The following is a 15,779-nucleotide window of genomic DNA, read 5'->3' on the forward strand; positions in this document are numbered from 1 at the left end:
CGATTCTATAAAATATGCATTACAAATGCAACTTTAGAATGCGACCCCGTCCCAAGCCGGATTGACGGGGGAAACCGGCGGTCCCGTCACTTCTCACGGGTTAACCATTCCCCCCTTACGGATACCCCTCCCGCAGGAGGGGTAAAGCTTTCCACGGCCTGCCGTTAGCCCACGCACTAGACAGAGCACGGCGCGTACGCGCGCCAAATCGCGAGCGCGCCCGCAAGGGCAGAGCCAGTCATATCGCGATGTGCCAGCGAGTGGGGAACGGGCTCTCAGCGATTCGGCCGTCACGCGTGCGTGTGACATGCATCCGGCATGCCTATCGGACAGGCATGCCTTCGGGAAAAGGGGATCACTGTGAGCTTTCGCAATCTTTCCATCAAGACCAAGCTCGTGGCCGGTTTTGGCACGCTGGCGCTGGTCGTGCTGCTGGTGTCGGGGCTGTCGTTGTACGCGCTGAACCGTGCCACCAGCGGCTTCAAGGCCTATGTCGATGGCCTCAACGCGCGGGCCGAGGTGGCCGCGCAACTGCGCTCCGCCGTGGACCGCCGCGCGATTGCCGCGCGCAATCTGGTGCTGGTGACCACGCAGGCGGACCTCGACGTGGAAAAGGCCGAGGTGCTGCGCGCGCATGACGATGTGGCGGCGCGCATGACCAAGCTCAGGGAGATGGTGTCCCGCGAAGGCGTCAGCGAGACCGCGCGCGGCCTCGTGGCCGGCATGGCCAGCGTGGAAGCGCGCTACGGCCCGGTGGCGACGGCCATCGTCGGCCTCGCGCTGGACAAGAAGCAGGAGGCGGCCATCGCCAAGATGAATGCGGAGTGCCGTCCGCTGCTGGCCGAGCTGGTCAAGGCCACCGACGCCTACGCCGGCTTCACGCGCGAGCGCCAGCACGAGATGGTGGCGGCGCTGGAGGCTGACTACGGCACGCAGCGCAACCTCCTGGTCGTGGTGTCGCTGGCCGCCGTGGTCTCCGGGCTGATGGGCGGCCTGCTGCTGACGCGCGCCATCACCGGCCCGATCCAGCGCGCCGTGGACGTGGCGCGCACCGTGGCGCGGGGCGAGCTGGGCATGCACATCGACGTGAATTCGGACGACGAGACTGGCCGCCTGTTGGGCGCGCTGCGCGACATGAACGACCGCCTGACCGAAACCGTGGCGCGCGTGCGTCAGGGCAGCGCCAGCATCGTCGATGCCACGGGCGAGATCGCCAGCGGCAACGCGGACCTGTCCGCACGCACCGAGGAGCAGGCGGCGTCACTGGAGCAGACCGCCGCGAGCATGGAGGAGCTGACCGCCACGGTGCGCCACAACACCGAGAACGCCCGCCAGGCCAGCGAGTTGGCCCGCAACGCCGCGTCGGTGGCGCAGCAGGGCAGCGGCACGGTGGGGCGCGTGATGGACACCATGAACGGCATCAGCGCCAGTTCGGCCAAGATTGCCGATATCACCGGCATCATCGAGGGCATCGCCTTCCAGACCAACATCCTCGCGCTCAACGCGGCCGTGGAAGCGGCGCGCGCCGGGGAACAGGGGCGCGGTTTCGCGGTGGTGGCCAGCGAGGTGCGCGGGCTGGCGCAGCGCTCGTCCAGCGCGGCCAAGGAGATCAAGGCGCTGATCGAGGTCTCCGTGGCGCAGGTGAGCGAGGGCGCGGTGCTGGCCGGGGAGGCCGGCAAGACGATGGGCGAGGTGACCCAGGCGGTGGCCCGCGTGACCGGCATCGTCGACGAGATCGCGGCAGCGTCCGCCGAGCAGAACCGGGGCATCGAACAGGTCAACCAGGCCATCGTCCAGATCGATCAGGTCACGCAGCAGAACGCCACCCTCGTGCACGAGGCCGCCACGGCGTCCCGCTCGCTCGACGAACAGGGCCGCATGCTCAATGAGGCGGTGGCGTTCTTCCGGCTTCCGGGCCGGGCGGGGGATGTGGCGGGGGTGGCTGACGCTCGGCGCCGCCGCGCGCTGCCGGTTGGGGCCGTGCAGTTCAGCGGCTGAGGCTCGGGCGGCGCATGGCTTCGGCTGCCGCCGCCCGCAACTCCGGCGGGAACGCGCGCAGGCCGGCGCGGAAGAAGCCGCGCTCGGCGGGCCTGAGCGTGCCGATCTGCTGCGCCAGTCGCTCCATCGCGGTATAGGCGATGGCCGTGGCGCCCTGCTCGTGGGTGAGGTACCAGGCCGATTCCATCAGCAGGTTGGCGAGCTGGAGCGCGTTGTAGCGCACGTGGCCAGCGTCGTGCTCCTCAAGCGCGAAGGCGGCCACCGACGACCAGCGCACGAAGCCCTTGGCCGGCGCGAACGGGGCGTGGAAGGGGCGCAGGGCGTCGATGGCGGCGGCCACGGTGAGGGGGCGCTGGCTGCGGAACGCGGCCACGCTGTCGGGGGCTTCCACGTCGGCGGTGCCGCGCGCCACGCGCAGCAGGAAGATCGTGTTCCAGGCCGAGCCGCCGCCCACGCCGAAGCGGTCGCAGATCCATTCGGACAGGCCCAGCCAGCGCATGGCCTGCCGCTGCACGTCGCCGGCGGCCAGCGCGCGGCCTTCATCGACCAGCCCGTGCTGCCAGAACAGCCACAGCGACCAGCCGATATTGGCGGCGGCGTGTTGCACGGCGTCGACCGAATCGGCCTCGTAGCCGGCCTGCAGCGCGCCGGAGAACGCCTGGAGGGCGTCGCGCGCGGCGGTGGGGCGATCGACCTTGCCGGGTTTGGCCTTGGGATCGTCCGGCCGCAGCGCCAGGCTCTTGCGCACCAGTGCGCCCAGGTTCAGCGTCTCGAAGCGGACGCGCGGGTTGTAGCGCACCACCGGGCGTAGCTCGGCATCGGCGTTGAGGCGCGCCAGCTCGCCCTGCGCGGTGTCCAGGTCGCCGCGCGCGTAGTGCTCCCACGCGCGCACTACGTGGCCCATCGCCGCAAAGGTGGGCAGGGCCGCGCTGACGCCGCCCCGCGCGACGACGCGGTGGAAGCGGCGCAGCGCCGCGCGGCTCTGGTCGAGGCGGTCGCTGCGGCGCCACGCCAGGCTCTCCTTGAGCAGCGACAGCGCCTGCTGGAAGTCATCCGCCGCGCTGCGCTGGGCGGCGCGGAACAACTCGGCCACGCCGGCATCGACCGTGCCCGGCACGCCGTCCTGCGCGCCGCGCATGGCCTGGGTGAGGTGGCTCCAGAACGCCATGTCGCGCATCACGTAGCCGAGGCCATCGTCGGCGGCGGGCAGCGCCGCATCGGTGCTATCGGCGGCGGACTGGCCCAGCCAGCGCGCCACGGCGGTGGCGCCCAGCGCCTTGCCGCCGGCTGCGAAGCGCAGGCGCCGTGCGCTGGCGGGCGGCATCCAGAACGGGCCCCGGCTGCGTCGGGCCGGGCGCAGATGGTCGATGGGCGCCGAGGTGTCGCCGCCCCAGCCCACCGGCACCCCCCAGCGCGCGAAATCGGCAAACGCGCGCGACACCATCATCCGCACATCGGCAGCCTCCGCAAAGCGCGCGCGCACGGCGGCGGCAGGCAGGTCTTCATGGTCGCGGGCGGTGGCCAGCCAGATGCGCGCCAGCAGCCAGACGGACTGGTAGCGCGCGGGCCGGCCGTTCACGCGGTAGGGCGCGGACAGGTCGATATGGACGAGCGGGGCGGGCATGGGGGCGGGGGCGATTGGGGCGATTGGGGGCCCCGCCATGTTACGCGTGTTACAGCCGGCCGGGTTGGCGCCCCGGCGATCAGCGCCTATGCTCCGCACCACGATCCGGGCCTGGATTGTCATCCCATGACATTTCGATCCTCCCCTCAGAAAGGTGCAGAACATGCCAAACAGATTGCCCAGCCTTGCCCGCCGCCTTTGCCTCGCCTCGCTGTCCGCCGCGCTGATGCTGGCCGCGCCGGTCCACGCGCAGACCGCCAAGGAAGCCCCCAAGGAAGCCCCGCTCAACCTCAAGCCGCTCTTCGATGCCGCCGGCACGCAGGGCACGATGCTGATCTACGACGTGCGCGCCGCCCGCCTGTACGCCTACAACCCGCAGCGTGCCCGCGAGGCCTACTCGCCGGCCTCGACGTTCAAGATCTTCAATTCCCTGATCGGGCTGGAGACCGGCGCCGTGGCTGACGTGGACAACGACAAGATCCCCTGGGACGGCAAGGTCTGGACCCACCACGGCAAGCCGATCCTGCCGGCCGTGTGCAATGGCGATGTGTCGCTGCGGCTGGCGTTGAAGAACTCGTGCGTGCCGGCCTATCAGGCGCTGGCGCGGCGCGTGGGGACGGCGCAGTACCGCCGCTTCCTCGGCGCGGCCCACTTCGGCAATGCGGATGTGAGCGGCCCGGTGGACATGTTCTGGCTCAACAACCACCTGAAGATCACCACCTACCAGCAGATCGACTTCATGCGGGCCGTGGTGGCGCGCACGCTGCCGGGCATCTCGGCGCGCAGCTATGACGCGCTGGATGACATCCTGACCATCGAGCAGACCCCGGCGTACACGCTGCGGGCCAAGACCGGCTGGTCCGCGCGGGATGGTGTCGATGTGGGCTGGTGGGTCGGCTCGCTCACGCGCGGCGAGGACCGCTACGTGTTCGCCATGAACATGGACATGCCGAAGATGGATCAGGGGCCGAAGCGGCTCGAGATTGGCCGCGCCGCGCTGCAGCAGGCTGGCGCGCTGCCGCAGGCGAACTAGTCGGCTTGGGCGCCCTAGGGCGCCAGCTGGTCGAGGACGGCGCCCATGGTGGCCAGGCCGGCCTCGACCATGTGCTGCATGTAGGCGCCCATCTGCGGCATGACCAGGGTCATCACCAGCATGCCACCGAGGAGCGTCACGGGGAAGCCCACCGCGAAGATCGAGAGCTGCGGCGAGGCGCGGTTCAGAATCCCCATCGCCAGGTTCAGCGTGAGCAGCGTGGCGATCATCGGCAGCGAGAGCAGCGTGCCGGCCGAGAACACCATCGACCCGGCCTTGGCCACCGTGCCCCAGCCGTGGCCGGAGAGCGGCGTGGCGGCGATGGGCACCGCGCCAAAGCTGTCCACCAGCACGGCCAGCATCATCAGGTGGCCGTCCAGGACGATGAACAGCAGCATCGCCACGATGTTCAGGAAACGCGACAGCACCATGGTCTGCCCGCCCGACGAGCGGTCGTAGAACGAGGCGAACGAGAGACCCATCTGCAGGCCGATCACCTCGCCGGCGGTCTGCACCGCCGCGAAGACCAGCCGCATGGTGAAGCCCATGGCCACGCCGATGCCGACCTCGTTGAGGATGATCAGGAAGCCGTCGAAGGAATAGACCGTGGCGCTCGGGATATTGCCGAGCGTAGGCGAGACGATGACCGACAGCGCACCGGCCAGCAGGACCTTGGCGCGGCGCGGAATCGTCGATTCACTGAACAGCGGCGCGGTGGCGATCAGCCCGAGCAGGCGGAACATCGGCCACAGGAAGGCGGCGATCCAGCCGTAGAGCTGGGCCGTGGAGACGTCGATCACGGCAGGCGGGCGTCAGTGCGCCAGCGCGGGAATGCCCTGGAACACCTCGCGCATGTAGTCGACGAAGGTGTTGATCATCCACGGGCCAACCAGCACCATCGTCACGAACAGTGCAATCAGCTTGGGGATGAACGTCAGGGTCATTTCGTTGATCTGGGTGGCGGCCTGGAACAGGCTCACCACCAGACCGGCCGCCAGCGCCACCAGCAGCAGCGGGGCGGACAGCATCAGCGTCATCTTCATCGCCTGCGTGGCGATGGTCATGACTGTTTCGGGCGTCATGGCAGGCTCCTTGTCAGGTCATGAAGCTCTGCGCCAGGGAGCCCAGCAGCAGTTGCCAGCCATCCACGAGCACGAACAGCATCAGCTTGAATGGCAATGAAATCGTCGCCGGCGGCACCATCATCATGCCCATCGCCATCAGCACGCTGGCCACGACCAGATCGATGATCAGGAAAGGGATGAAGATCGTGAAGCCGATCTGGAACGCGGTCTTCAGCTCGCTGGTGACGAACGCCGGCACCAGCACCGAGAACGGCACGTCTTCCGGGCCGTTCATCTCGGGCGTCTTGGCCATCTGGGCGAACATCGCCAGGTCCTTCTCGCGGGTCTGGCGCAGCATGAACGTGCGCATCGGCACGGCGGCGCGGGACGCGGCGGTCTCCAGGCTGATCTTGTTTTCCGAGAGCGGCTTGTAGGCGTCCGTGTACACGCGGTCGAACACCGGGGACATGACGAAGAAGGTCAGGAACAGCGACAGGCCCACCAGCACCTGGTTCGGTGGCGAGGAGGCCGTGCCCAGCGCGCTGCGCAGCAGGCCCAGCACGATGACGATGCGGGTGAAGCCCGTCATCATCAGCATGGCAGCCGGCAGAAACGACAGCGAGGTCAGCAGGACCAGCGTCTGGATCGAGAGCGACCAGGTCTGGCCACCGCCGGCGGCCGGCTTGCTGGTCACGCCCGGCAGCGCCTGGGCCAGGGCCGATTCGGGCAGGGCCGACAGCGCCAGCCCGACCGCTACCGGCAGCAGCGCGACCCAGGCCCCGCGGGCGGAATGCCGCCCGATGGCGGCACGCAACGTGTTCATTTCTTGAGGTTTTCCTGCATCGCGCGCATCAGGCGCTCGCCAAAGCCGCCCTGCAAGGGCTGCGGCGCGGTGGTGCCGGCCGGGACCATGGCATCCGGCTGGGCCGGGAGGGTGTGGAGCGGACGAATCTCGCCGGCGGAAACACCCAGCACGAGCCAGGTATCGCCAACTTCGACCATGACCACCTTCTGGCGCGCGCCCAGCATCAGGCTGCCCACGACTTTCATCGTGGCGCCGCCGCTGCCGTGGCGCACCAGGCCCACGCGGCGCGCGAGCCAGGCCATGCCGAGGATCAGGGCGATGACGGCAAACAGGCCGAGCCCGGCCTGCGCGAGGCTGGCCCCGCCGCTGATCACCGGCGCGGACTGCGCCACCGGGGCAGCCGGTGCACTGGCTGCCTGGGCGGTACTCAATACAACATCTGCAGCCTGCGCACCGGCCGTGGCCAGACCCGTGAGGATCAGGCCCGCGGCAAAGCGTCCGGCAGACCGCAGCCGGCGCGACACGGCTGTCATTTGTTCAGCTTCCGGATACGTTCGGACGGCGTGATGATGTCCGTCAGGCGGATGCCGAACTTGTCGTTCACGACCACCACCTCGCCCTGGGCGATCAGGTAGCCGTTGACCAGCACGTCCATCGGTTCGCCAGCCAGGCCGTCGAGTTCCACCACCGAGCCCTGCGCCAGTTGCAGCAGGTTCTTGATGGGTACCTTGGTGCGGCCCAGTTCCACGGTCAGCTGCACCGGGATATCGAGAATCATCCCGATATCGTTGTGGAAGCCGGCCGGCGCTTCCTGCGCCAGCGGCGGGAACACCGTGGAGGCTGCCGGGGTGGCGGTAGCCATGGCCTGCGAAGGCGCCGCCGTAGCGGAGGGGGTCGTGGCGGCCGGGGCGGCAGCCGGTGCCGGCTCGGCGCTGGTCTGCTCCGCCAGGGCGCTGGCCCAGTCGTCCATCGGATCGACCGGCTTGTCCTGAGTGCCGTCAGTCATGATCGGTTTCCTTGTTGGAATCGCTGTCTTGGTAATTGATCATTCGCTCCACGCGCAGCGCGTACTGGCCGTTCATGGTGCCGAAGCCGCATTGCATGACGGGCACGCCGTCCACCTTGCCGAAGAGCTTCTCGGGCAGGTCGATCGGCAGCACGTCGCCGGCACGCAGGGCCAGTACCTCGGCCACGGTGCTCTGGAGGTGCGTGAATTCGGCCACCAGTTCCACTTCGGCGGCACGCAGCTGGGTGGAGAGCTGGCCGAGCCAGCGCTTGTCCACCTCGACCTCGTCCTGCAGCGGGTTCATCAGCAGATCCCGCAGCGGTTCGATCATCGAGAAGGGAATGCAGATATGCAGTTGCCCGCCCACGGCGCCCAGTTCGATATGGAACGCGGTGGTCACCACGGCGTCGTTGGCGCCGGCGATGTTGGCAAACTTGGTGTGCATCTCCGAGCGGACATAGTCGAACTCGATGGGATGCACGGTGCGCCAGGCCTGGCCGTAGCTGTTCAGCGTCAGGTCCAGCATGCGGCGGATGATGCGTTGCTCGGTCTGCGTGAAGTCGCGGCCTTCCACACGGGTGTGGAAGCGGCCATCGCCGCCGAACAGGTTGTCCACCACCAGGAACACGAGGTTCGGGTCGTACACGAACAGCGCGGTGCCCCGCAGCGGCTTCATGTGGACCAGGTTCAGGTTGGTCGGCACCGGCAGGTTGCGCACGAAATCGCCGTATTTTTCGATCCTTACCGAACCGACCGAGATGTCGGCGCCGCGGCGGATGAAGTTGAACAGCGCCGTGCGCAGCGCCCGCGCGAAGCGCTCGTTGATGATTTCGAGCGTGTGCAGGCGGCCACGGATGATCCGTTCCTGGGTAGCCAGGTTGTACGGCCGCACCCCGCCTTCATCAATAGCGGGCGCGCTGCTGGCTGCGGGCGCATCGGATTCGCCCGATACGCCTTTCAGTAGCTCGTCTACCTCGTCCTGCGAGAGGAACTTGTCGTAGGCCATCTAGTGTCCTGCCCCGTGAACAGCTGTAAGGATGAAACGGTCCATGGCCGGCTTCAGTCGGCGCGCCAGGCGCGTCGGCAGGAAGGAAGGTCGGCGGACAGTTTCATGTCGGTTATGCAGTTGGGTTCGGGAGCAGGGCGCCAGGGGCTTACTGCACCACGAACGATGTAAACAAGACATCCAGGATCTTCTGGGGCGGCAGGCCGGGCGCGAACGGCTGGCTGATGGCAGCCTGCACGTCCTGGGCCAGCTTGCGCTTGCCCTCCACCGTGGCCAGGTCCGCCGGCTGGCGGGCCGAAAGCAGCAGCAGGATGCGGCTGCGCGCTTCCGGCTGGTACTGGGCCAGACGGCCCTGGGTGTCGGCGTCCGCCACCTTGAGCGACAGGCCGGTGTGCAGGAAGCGATCACCGTCCTCGCCCTTCAGGTTCACCGTGAACGCGTCGAGCGGCACGAAGATCGGCGCGGGGATTACGGGTGCTGCCGGCGCCGCTGCCTGGCGATTACCGCCGAGCACGCTGCCGAGCACGAAGCCGCCAACGCCCAGCACCACCACCAGCACGCCGCCGCCAATCAGCAGCAGTCGACCGCGCTTGCTTGAATTGCCGCCAGTCTGGGAGGGGGAAAGCGTGTTCGCCATGAGATGCCTGTGTCGGAATGCCTGCCATTCTTCCCGAATCGCAGGCAAGCAAAGGGCCGATAAAAAGGGGGAAACCCACTCAGCTTGGCCGTTTGAGCTGGGCGGGCATCGGACGCGGAGGCGCATGGGCGCGCCATTAGCGCCTGCACCATGGTTAACGAATGGGCGCGCCGGAACTTAAGACGCACGTCTTGCATGACGTGTGAATGTGATCGATGAATATCTTAAAAGGCCGGCGCCGCGGCCCGGCTCGCGTGGCTGCCGGCAGGGCGGGTGGCGACCTCCGGACACCTTTCATGTCAGTTCCGCGAGTCTTATGTGCCGCCAACCGTTGTGGAGCCGCGGGTGTTGCGATTTAAGTCTTATATAAGATATAAGACATTTGATCTGGGCCGGACTTCGGATTACAATCACGCGGCAACCAGCGGTGTGCTGTGCCGCTGGACCCACAGAGACAAAGCTGTACGTTACAACCCTATTACCAGCAGGTTCCCATGCTTGATATCTATCGCGCCCATGTTGCCGAACGCGCCGCGCTTGGCATTCCCCCTCTGCCGCTGACCGCCAAGCAGACCGCCGAGCTGATCGAACTGATCAAGAACCCGCCGGCGGGCGAGGAACAGACCCTGCTGGACCTGATCACCTACCGTGTGCCGGCCGGCGTGGACGACGCCGCCAAGGTCAAGGCTTCCTACCTGGCCGCCGTGGCCCTGGGTTCGGAGAAGACCGCGCTGATTTCGCGCGCCCGCGCCACCGAACTGCTGGGCACCATGCTCGGCGGCTACAACATCTCCCCGCTGATCGAGCTGCTCGACGACGCCGAAGTCGGCGCCGTGGCCGGCAACGCGCTGAAGACCACGCTGCTGATGTTCGACGCCTTCCACGATGTGAAGGAAAAGGCCGACAAGGGCAACGCCAACGCCAAGTCCGTGCTGCAAAGCTGGGCCGACGCCGAGTGGTTCACGAACCGTCCGGAAGTGCCGGCGTCGATGACCATCACCGTGTTCAAGGTGCCGGGCGAGACCAACACCGACGACCTGTCGCCGGCCCCCGACGCCACCACGCGCCCGGACATCCCGATGCACGCGCTGGCCATGCTGAAGAACAAGCGTGAAGGCACCGCGTTCGAGCCCGAGGAAGACGGCAAGCGCGGCCCGGTGAAGTTCATCGAGTCGCTGAAGGAGAAGGGCAACCTCGTGGCCTACGTGGGCGACGTGGTCGGCACGGGCTCCAGCCGCAAGTCGGCCACCAACTCGGTGCTGTGGTTCACCGGCGAAGACATCCCCTACGTGCCGAACAAGCGCTTCGGCGGCGTGTGCCTGGGCAGCAAGATCGCCCCGATCTTCTACAACACGATGGAAGACGCCGGCGCGCTGCCGATCGAACTCGACGTGTCGCAGATGGACACCGGCGACGTGGTCGAACTGCGCCCGTACGAAGGCAAGGCGCTCAAGAACGGCGCCGTGATCGCCGAATTCAAGGTCAAGTCGGACGTGCTGTTCGATGAAGTGCGCGCCGGCGGCCGGATTCCGCTGATCGTCGGCCGTGGCCTGACCGCCAAGGCCCGCGAGGCACTGGGCCTGGCCCCGTCCACGCTGTTCCGCCTGCCGCAGAACCCGGCCGATACCGGCAAGGGTTACACGCTGGCCCAGAAGATGGTTGGCCGCGCCTGCGGCCTGACCGACGGCACGGGCATCCGCCCGGGCACGTACTGCGAACCGAAGATGACCTCGGTGGGCTCGCAGGACACCACCGGCCCGATGACGCGCGACGAGCTGAAGGACCTGGCCTGCCTGGGCTTCTCGGCCGATCTGGTGATGCAGTCGTTCTGCCACACCGCCGCCTATCCGAAGCCCGTGGACGTGAAGACGCACCACACGCTGCCCCAGTTCATCAGCACGCGCGGCGGTATCTCGCTGCGTCCGGGCGACGGTGTGATCCACTCGTGGCTCAACCGCATGCTGCTGCCGGATACCGTGGGTACCGGCGGTGACTCGCACACCCGTTTCCCGATCGGCATCAGCTTCCCGGCCGGCTCCGGTCTGGTGGCGTTTGCCGCTGCCACCGGCGTGATGCCGCTGGACATGCCGGAATCGGTGCTGGTCCGCTTCAAGGGCAAGATGCAGCCCGGCGTCACGCTGCGCGACCTGGTCAACGCGATTCCGCTGTACGCGATCAAGTCGGGCCTGCTGACCGTGGCCAAGCAAGGCAAGAAGAACATCTTCTCGGGCCGTATCCTGGAAATCGAAGGTCTGCCCGAACTGAAGGTGGAACAGGCTTTCGAGCTGTCCGACGCCTCCGCCGAGCGTTCGGCCGCCGGTTGCACGGTGCGCCTGAACAAGGAACCGATCATCGAGTACATCAACAGCAACATCACGCTGCTGAAGTGGATGATCGCCGAGGGCTACCAGGACCCGCGCAGCCTGCAGCGCCGTATCAAGGCCATGGAAGCGTGGCTGGCCGATCCGAAGCTGCTGGAGCCGGACGCTGACGCCGAGTACGCCGCCGTGATCGAGATCGATCTGGCCGACGTGCATGAGCCGATCGTCGCCTGCCCGAACGACCCGGACGACGTGAAGACGCTGGGCGACGTGGCCGGCGCCAAGATCGACGAAGTGTTCATCGGCTCGTGCATGACGAACATCGGTCACTTCCGCGCAGCCTCGAAGCTGCTGGAAGGCAAGCGCGACATCCCCGTGAAGCTGTGGGTGGCCCCGCCGACCAAGATGGACCAGAAGCAGCTGACCGAGGAAGGCCACTACGGCGTGTTCGGCACGGCCGGTGCGCGCACCGAAATGCCGGGCTGCTCGCTGTGCATGGGTAACCAGGCACAGGTGCGCGAAGGCGCCACGGTGATGTCCACCAGCACGCGTAATTTCCCGAACCGTCTGGGCAAGAACACCAACGTGTACCTGGGCTCGGCCGAACTGGCCGCCATCTGCTCGCGCCTTGGCCGTATCCCGAACAAGGAAGAGTACATGGCCGACATGGGCGTGCTGACCGCCAACAGCGACAAGATCTACCAGTACATGAACTTCGACCAGATCGAAGACTTCAAGGAAGTGGCCGATACCGTGAACGTGTAAGCGTTTCCGGGCACAGCCGGCCCTGCCGTTCGCGGCAGGGCATCGAACCCCGCGATGCCGATGGCATCGCGGGGTTTTTTCTTTGGGGGAAGGCGGGAGGTAGGGCGGGCCGGCCGTCAGCCCATGTAGATCTGCGCCAGCCCTTCCTTCAGGGCGGTCGCGATCTGGTCGTGGCGGCGGTCGATATGGCGGGTGAGGATGGGGATGCAGCGCTCGGGGTCGCGCGCCTTGAGGCCCAGCAGGATCTCGCGGTGGTCGTTCTGGCTGACGCGGCGGTCGCAGCGCTCCATGTCGATCCAGCGCACGAAGCGGATGCGCGCGTTGATGTTCTTCAGCACCCGCAGCATCTCCAAGTTGCCGGACATCGCCATCAGGCCTTCATGGAAGGTCTCGTCGAGCTTCACGAGTTCCTCCACCGTACGGTCGCCCGGCTCCGGGCCGGTGTTCTCCAGGAAGGACAGCAGGGCGTCGATGTCCTTTTCCTTGGCACGCACGATGGCCAGCCGCAGCGCCTCGGTTTCCACTACCTTGCGCAGCTCGTAGAGGGAAAACACTTCCTGGGCATCCAGATCGCGGCAGAAGAAGCCCTTGCCCGGCGAGAAGCGCAGCAGCCCTTCGGTCGTCAGGCGGGTCAGCGCCTCGCGCAGCGGGGTGCGGCTGACGCCCAGCGCACTGGCCAGCACGCCTTCGTTGAGCCGTTCGCCGGGTTTGAAGTCATAGCCCACGCTCATTTGCTTGAGCTTGTCATAGACCTGCTCGACGATGCTGTCACTTGCCACGGTTGCCACGGTATTGAGTCCTGTCTTCGGTCATCAGCCTTTCGCCGGTGCTGGCGAAAGGCTGGAATATACCTGAATTCGATTCTGTGCACGGCGGTGTATACACCTTGCGGCAACCGGCACGCCGCCATGCGAATCGGTCTATATCAGCGTCAATCGATATGGGCGCCGGAATCCTTGACGATTTTGGCCCAGGTTTTCATATCGGCAAGCTGCGTGCGCTTGAACGCGGCCGGGCCGCCATCGGCGATGGGCTGGATCGCCTGGCTCACCAGCCATTGGCGGAAGCTCTCCGTGCCGATGGCCTTGAGCACGGCCTGCGACATCCGGGTCTGGATGTCCGCCGGCAACTCGGCCGGGCCGAACAGGCCGTACCAGGTGGTGCTTTCGAAGCCGGGCAGGCTGCACGCCTCGGCGACGGTCGGCACATTCGGCAGCACACTCACGCGCTGCGACGAAGTGACCGCTAACGCACGCACCTTGCCAGACTGGATGGCGCCCAGGCTCGGCGAACTCTGGTTGAAGAAGAAATCGACCTCGCCCGAGAGCAGCGCGGTCATGGCCGGCCCCTGGCCCTTGTACGGGATATGCACGTAGCTGGTCTTCGAGGCCGTGGCGAACTGCGTGCCGGCCAGATGGCCGGAGGCGCCGTTGCCGGTTGAGGCGTAGTTCAGCGTGCCCGGCGCCTTCTTCGCGGCGGCGATCAGGTCCTGGCAGGTCTTGATCTCCGGATGCTTCTCGGGATTCACGAGCAGGATATTCGGCAGCGTGCCCAATAATGCAATGCGCGAGAAATCATTCACCACGTCAAATGACAGTTTCGAATATAGCGCGGGATTAATCGCGTGCGTGCCGGCCGTGCCGAGCAGGAAAGTATAACCATCCGGCTTGGCCTGCGCGACGAGACTCGACGCGATATTCCCGCCCGCACCGGGGCGATTATCGGAGATAAACGAGACGCCGAATTCCTTGTTCAGCTCCACGCCAAGCCGGCGCGCGTAGATGTCGGTGGCGGCGCCCCCGGGAAAGCCGCTGACGATGGCAATCGTGTTGTTAGGCCACGACTTGGTGTCCTGGGACGAGGCGGGGCTGGCCAGTCCCATCAACGTGACAGCAAGCAGAGAGGCGGGAAGCAAGGCAAATCGCGGGGCAAATCGGCGCATCGTCATGGGAACGCTCCAAGGGCAGGGTGGTGGGGGCAACGTGCGGGCCGGGTGGCTCCCGGCCCTGCACTCCGTCCTGTATACAGACTTTAATTATTGATCTGTATTCTGTAAAGCGTTATGCTGCGCTTCACCGTTGCGGCCTCATCGAGCCCCGTTTTGGTTCATCGGCACCGTAATGGTTCACCCCTATTTATTGCCGAGTAAAAACAATGACTTCTTCTCTTTCCGCCACGCCTGCCCGCCCCGCTGCCCATAATCCCGCGTTCGATGCTGGTGCATGGCGCGCCGTCTTCGTCGATGCCAATCCCACACTGTCGGAAGTGGCTTCCCGCCTGCACCGGGCCGATGACCTGCCGCTGACGATCAACCGCCAGCCCGAGATCAAGCCCGAGCAACTGCCCGCGACGCTGGCCGGCGCGCCGATCGCGATCATCGACCACACTCATCTGCCGACCGAGATCGCCCGCCAGTGCACCGGCCTCAAGCACGTGGTGTTTCTGGGCACCGGCCCGCGCAGCTATATGAACCCGGAGGAGTTGGCCGAGATCGGCATCACGGTGCACACCATCAAGGGCTACGGGGATACCGCCGTGGCCGAGTGCGCCTTCGCGCTGATGTGGGCGGCCGCGCGCAACTTCGCGCGCATGGACCGCGAGATGCGCGCCGGCAACTGGCTGCGCTCGGACGCCGTGCAACTGACCGGCAAGACACTCGGGCTGGTCGGGTTTGGCGGCATCGCCCAGGAACTGGCGCGGCTGGCGCGGGGCATCGGCATGCGCGTGCTGGCCTGGAACCGCACGCCGAAGACGCACGAGGGCGTGGAATTCGTCGATCTGGACACGCTGCTGGCGCAGAGCGACGTGGTGTCGCTGCACCTGCTGCTGACCGACGAGACGCGCGGCCTGATCACGGCGGAACGCATCCAGTCGATGCGCGACGGCGCGATCCTGGTCAACACGGCGCGCGGCGCGCTGGTGGATGAAGACGCCATGATCGCGGCGCTGCGCAGCGGCAAGCTGGCGCACGCCGGGCTGGACGTGTTCACGGTGGAGCCGATGCCCGCCGGCCACGTGCTGACCACGCTGCCCAACGTCACGTTGTCCGCCCATTCGGCTTTCCGCACACCGGAGGCCAATAACAACCTGATCGGCGCCGCGCTGGAGCACTGCCGCCGCATCGTCAAGACCCACGCCTGAGCCCGCCATGTCGACATCTTCCGCATCGCCCATCGTCCGTCTGGACCAGAACCACCGCCGCAGCCGGGCCGTCATCGCCAACGGCATGGTCTTTTTGGCCGGCCAGGTGGCTGACGACAAGTCCGGCGATATCGCCAGCCAGGCCCGCGAGGCGCTGGCCAAGGTAGACGCCCTGCTGGCCGAGGCCGGCACCGACCGCCGCCGCGCGCTGACCGCCCAGATCTGGCTGGCCGACATGGCCGACTTCGACGGCTTCAACGCGGTCTGGGACGCCTGGGTGGCCCCCGGCGAAACGCCCACGCGCTGCTGCGGCAAGGTCGAACTGGCCGACCCGGCCTACCGCGTGGAGATCGTCATCACTGCCTTGCTCGCCTGATTT

Annotated in this window: 15 protein-coding genes; 5 read left to right on the forward strand and 10 right to left on the reverse strand. The window is 66.9% G+C overall.

Going from position 1 to position 15,779, the window contains the following annotated elements; all coding sequences use genetic code 11:
• The first annotated feature begins 360 nt into the window (after positions 1-360).
• On the forward strand, positions 361-1,998 hold the full coding sequence (locus AC1DFU_RS01025; protein WP_441592601.1) for a methyl-accepting chemotaxis protein: 1,638 nt from the start codon (positions 361-363) through the stop codon (positions 1,996-1,998).
• Here the strand turns inward: AC1DFU_RS01025 and AC1DFU_RS01030 are convergent.
• Entirely contained in the window at positions 1,988-3,622 is a 1,635-nt protein-coding gene (locus tag AC1DFU_RS01030; protein WP_441592600.1) for a hypothetical protein, read from the reverse strand. The two genes, AC1DFU_RS01025 and AC1DFU_RS01030, sit on opposite strands and share 11 nt — an antisense overlap.
• A gap of 163 nt (positions 3,623-3,785) precedes the next feature.
• On the opposite strand from AC1DFU_RS01030, the gene blaOXA reads away from it, so the two are divergent.
• Complete coding sequence (gene blaOXA, locus AC1DFU_RS01035) at positions 3,786-4,655, forward strand: OXA-1206 family carbapenem-hydrolyzing class D beta-lactamase (protein ID WP_441592599.1); 870 nt, start codon at positions 3,786-3,788, stop codon at positions 4,653-4,655.
• Positions 4,656-4,669: 14 nt separating this feature from the next.
• Here blaOXA and fliR read toward each other — a convergent pair whose 3' ends face one another.
• From fliR to fliL, 7 genes are all read right to left on the reverse strand, one after another.
• Positions 4,670-5,455 carry a flagellar biosynthetic protein FliR gene (fliR, locus tag AC1DFU_RS01040; RefSeq protein WP_092295597.1) on the reverse strand — a complete coding sequence of 262 codons (786 nt, stop codon included), beginning with the start codon at positions 5,453-5,455 and terminating at the stop codon, positions 4,670-4,672.
• Positions 5,456-5,467: 12 nt separating this feature from the next.
• Positions 5,468-5,737 carry a flagellar biosynthesis protein FliQ gene (fliQ, locus tag AC1DFU_RS01045; protein WP_092295594.1) on the reverse strand — a complete coding sequence of 90 codons (270 nt, stop codon included), beginning with the start codon at positions 5,735-5,737 and terminating at the stop codon, positions 5,468-5,470.
• A gap of 13 nt (positions 5,738-5,750) precedes the next feature.
• The gene (fliP, locus tag AC1DFU_RS01050; RefSeq protein ID WP_092295591.1) at positions 5,751-6,542 is read right to left on the reverse strand and encodes a flagellar type III secretion system pore protein FliP; all 792 of its coding nucleotides are present in this window, start codon (positions 6,540-6,542) and stop codon (positions 5,751-5,753) included.
• Complete coding sequence (gene fliO / locus AC1DFU_RS01055) at positions 6,539-7,057, reverse strand: flagellar biosynthetic protein FliO (RefSeq protein ID WP_092295588.1); 519 nt, start codon at positions 7,055-7,057, stop codon at positions 6,539-6,541. The genes fliP and fliO overlap by 4 nt, the downstream gene beginning before the upstream one ends.
• Positions 7,054-7,530 carry a flagellar motor switch protein FliN gene (fliN, locus tag AC1DFU_RS01060; RefSeq protein ID WP_441592598.1) on the reverse strand — a complete coding sequence of 159 codons (477 nt, stop codon included), beginning with the start codon at positions 7,528-7,530 and terminating at the stop codon, positions 7,054-7,056. The genes fliO and fliN overlap by 4 nt, the downstream gene beginning before the upstream one ends.
• Positions 7,523-8,536 carry a flagellar motor switch protein FliM gene (gene fliM / locus AC1DFU_RS01065; protein WP_092295582.1) on the reverse strand — a complete coding sequence of 338 codons (1,014 nt, stop codon included), beginning with the start codon at positions 8,534-8,536 and terminating at the stop codon, positions 7,523-7,525. Before fliM ends, fliN begins: the two co-directional genes overlap by 8 nt.
• Before the next feature lie 148 nt (positions 8,537-8,684).
• Positions 8,685-9,173 (reverse strand): flagellar basal body-associated protein FliL, encoded by a 489-nt coding sequence (fliL, locus tag AC1DFU_RS01070; RefSeq protein WP_092295579.1) that lies wholly within the window; start codon positions 9,171-9,173, stop codon positions 8,685-8,687.
• A gap of 494 nt (positions 9,174-9,667) precedes the next feature.
• Between fliL and AC1DFU_RS01075 the strand changes: the two genes are divergently transcribed.
• Positions 9,668-12,259, forward strand: coding sequence for a bifunctional aconitate hydratase 2/2-methylisocitrate dehydratase (locus AC1DFU_RS01075; RefSeq protein WP_092295576.1), 2,592 nt, complete (start codon positions 9,668-9,670; stop codon positions 12,257-12,259).
• Positions 12,260-12,375: 116 nt separating this feature from the next.
• On the opposite strand, the gene AC1DFU_RS01080 is transcribed toward AC1DFU_RS01075, so the two are convergent.
• Positions 12,376-13,047, reverse strand: coding sequence for a GntR family transcriptional regulator (locus AC1DFU_RS01080; RefSeq protein ID WP_441592597.1), 672 nt, complete (start codon positions 13,045-13,047; stop codon positions 12,376-12,378).
• A gap of 143 nt (positions 13,048-13,190) precedes the next feature.
• On the reverse strand, positions 13,191-14,207 hold the full coding sequence (locus tag AC1DFU_RS01085) for a Bug family tripartite tricarboxylate transporter substrate binding protein (protein ID WP_255370848.1): 1,017 nt from the start codon (positions 14,205-14,207) through the stop codon (positions 13,191-13,193).
• A gap of 206 nt (positions 14,208-14,413) precedes the next feature.
• Here AC1DFU_RS01085 and AC1DFU_RS01090 point away from each other — a divergent pair, with 206 nt between their 5' ends.
• Together AC1DFU_RS01090 and AC1DFU_RS01095 are read left to right on the forward strand one after the other, a co-directional pair.
• Positions 14,414-15,400: an NAD(P)-dependent oxidoreductase gene (locus AC1DFU_RS01090; protein WP_441592595.1), complete on the forward strand. Its 987-nt coding sequence runs from the start codon at positions 14,414-14,416 to the stop codon at positions 15,398-15,400.
• Between the two features lie 7 nt (positions 15,401-15,407).
• Complete coding sequence (locus tag AC1DFU_RS01095) at positions 15,408-15,776, forward strand: RidA family protein (protein ID WP_092295566.1); 369 nt, start codon at positions 15,408-15,410, stop codon at positions 15,774-15,776.
• The last annotated feature ends 3 nt before the right edge of the window (positions 15,777-15,779 follow it).

It is taken from the genome of Cupriavidus sp. 10L45 (assembly GCF_056395225.1).

What these genes read in the sequence shown, in the direction of transcription:
- AC1DFU_RS01030 (WP_441592600.1), bottom strand. Translation starts at nt 3,622, where the DNA reads ATGCCCGCCCCGCTCGTCCATATCGACCTGTCCGCGCCCTACCGCGTG.
- blaOXA (WP_441592599.1), top strand. Translation starts at nt 3,786, where the DNA reads ATGCCAAACAGATTGCCCAGCCTTGCCCGCCGCCTTTGCCTCGCCTCG.
- fliQ (WP_092295594.1), bottom strand. Translation starts at nt 5,737, where the DNA reads ATGACGCCCGAAACAGTCATGACCATCGCCACGCAGGCGATGAAGATG.
- fliP (WP_092295591.1), bottom strand. Translation starts at nt 6,542, where the DNA reads ATGAACACGTTGCGTGCCGCCATCGGGCGGCATTCCGCCCGCGGGGCC.
- fliO (WP_092295588.1), bottom strand. Translation starts at nt 7,057, where the DNA reads ATGACAGCCGTGTCGCGCCGGCTGCGGTCTGCCGGACGCTTTGCCGCG.
- fliN (WP_441592598.1), bottom strand. Translation starts at nt 7,530, where the DNA reads ATGACTGACGGCACTCAGGACAAGCCGGTCGATCCGATGGACGACTGG.
- fliM (WP_092295582.1), bottom strand. Translation starts at nt 8,536, where the DNA reads ATGGCCTACGACAAGTTCCTCTCGCAGGACGAGGTAGACGAGCTACTG.
- fliL (WP_092295579.1), bottom strand. Translation starts at nt 9,173, where the DNA reads ATGGCGAACACGCTTTCCCCCTCCCAGACTGGCGGCAATTCAAGCAAG.
- AC1DFU_RS01075 (WP_092295576.1), top strand. Translation starts at nt 9,668, where the DNA reads ATGCTTGATATCTATCGCGCCCATGTTGCCGAACGCGCCGCGCTTGGC.
- AC1DFU_RS01085 (WP_255370848.1), bottom strand. Translation starts at nt 14,207, where the DNA reads ATGACGATGCGCCGATTTGCCCCGCGATTTGCCTTGCTTCCCGCCTCT.
- AC1DFU_RS01090 (WP_441592595.1), top strand. Translation starts at nt 14,414, where the DNA reads ATGACTTCTTCTCTTTCCGCCACGCCTGCCCGCCCCGCTGCCCATAAT.
- AC1DFU_RS01095 (WP_092295566.1), top strand. Translation starts at nt 15,408, where the DNA reads ATGTCGACATCTTCCGCATCGCCCATCGTCCGTCTGGACCAGAACCAC.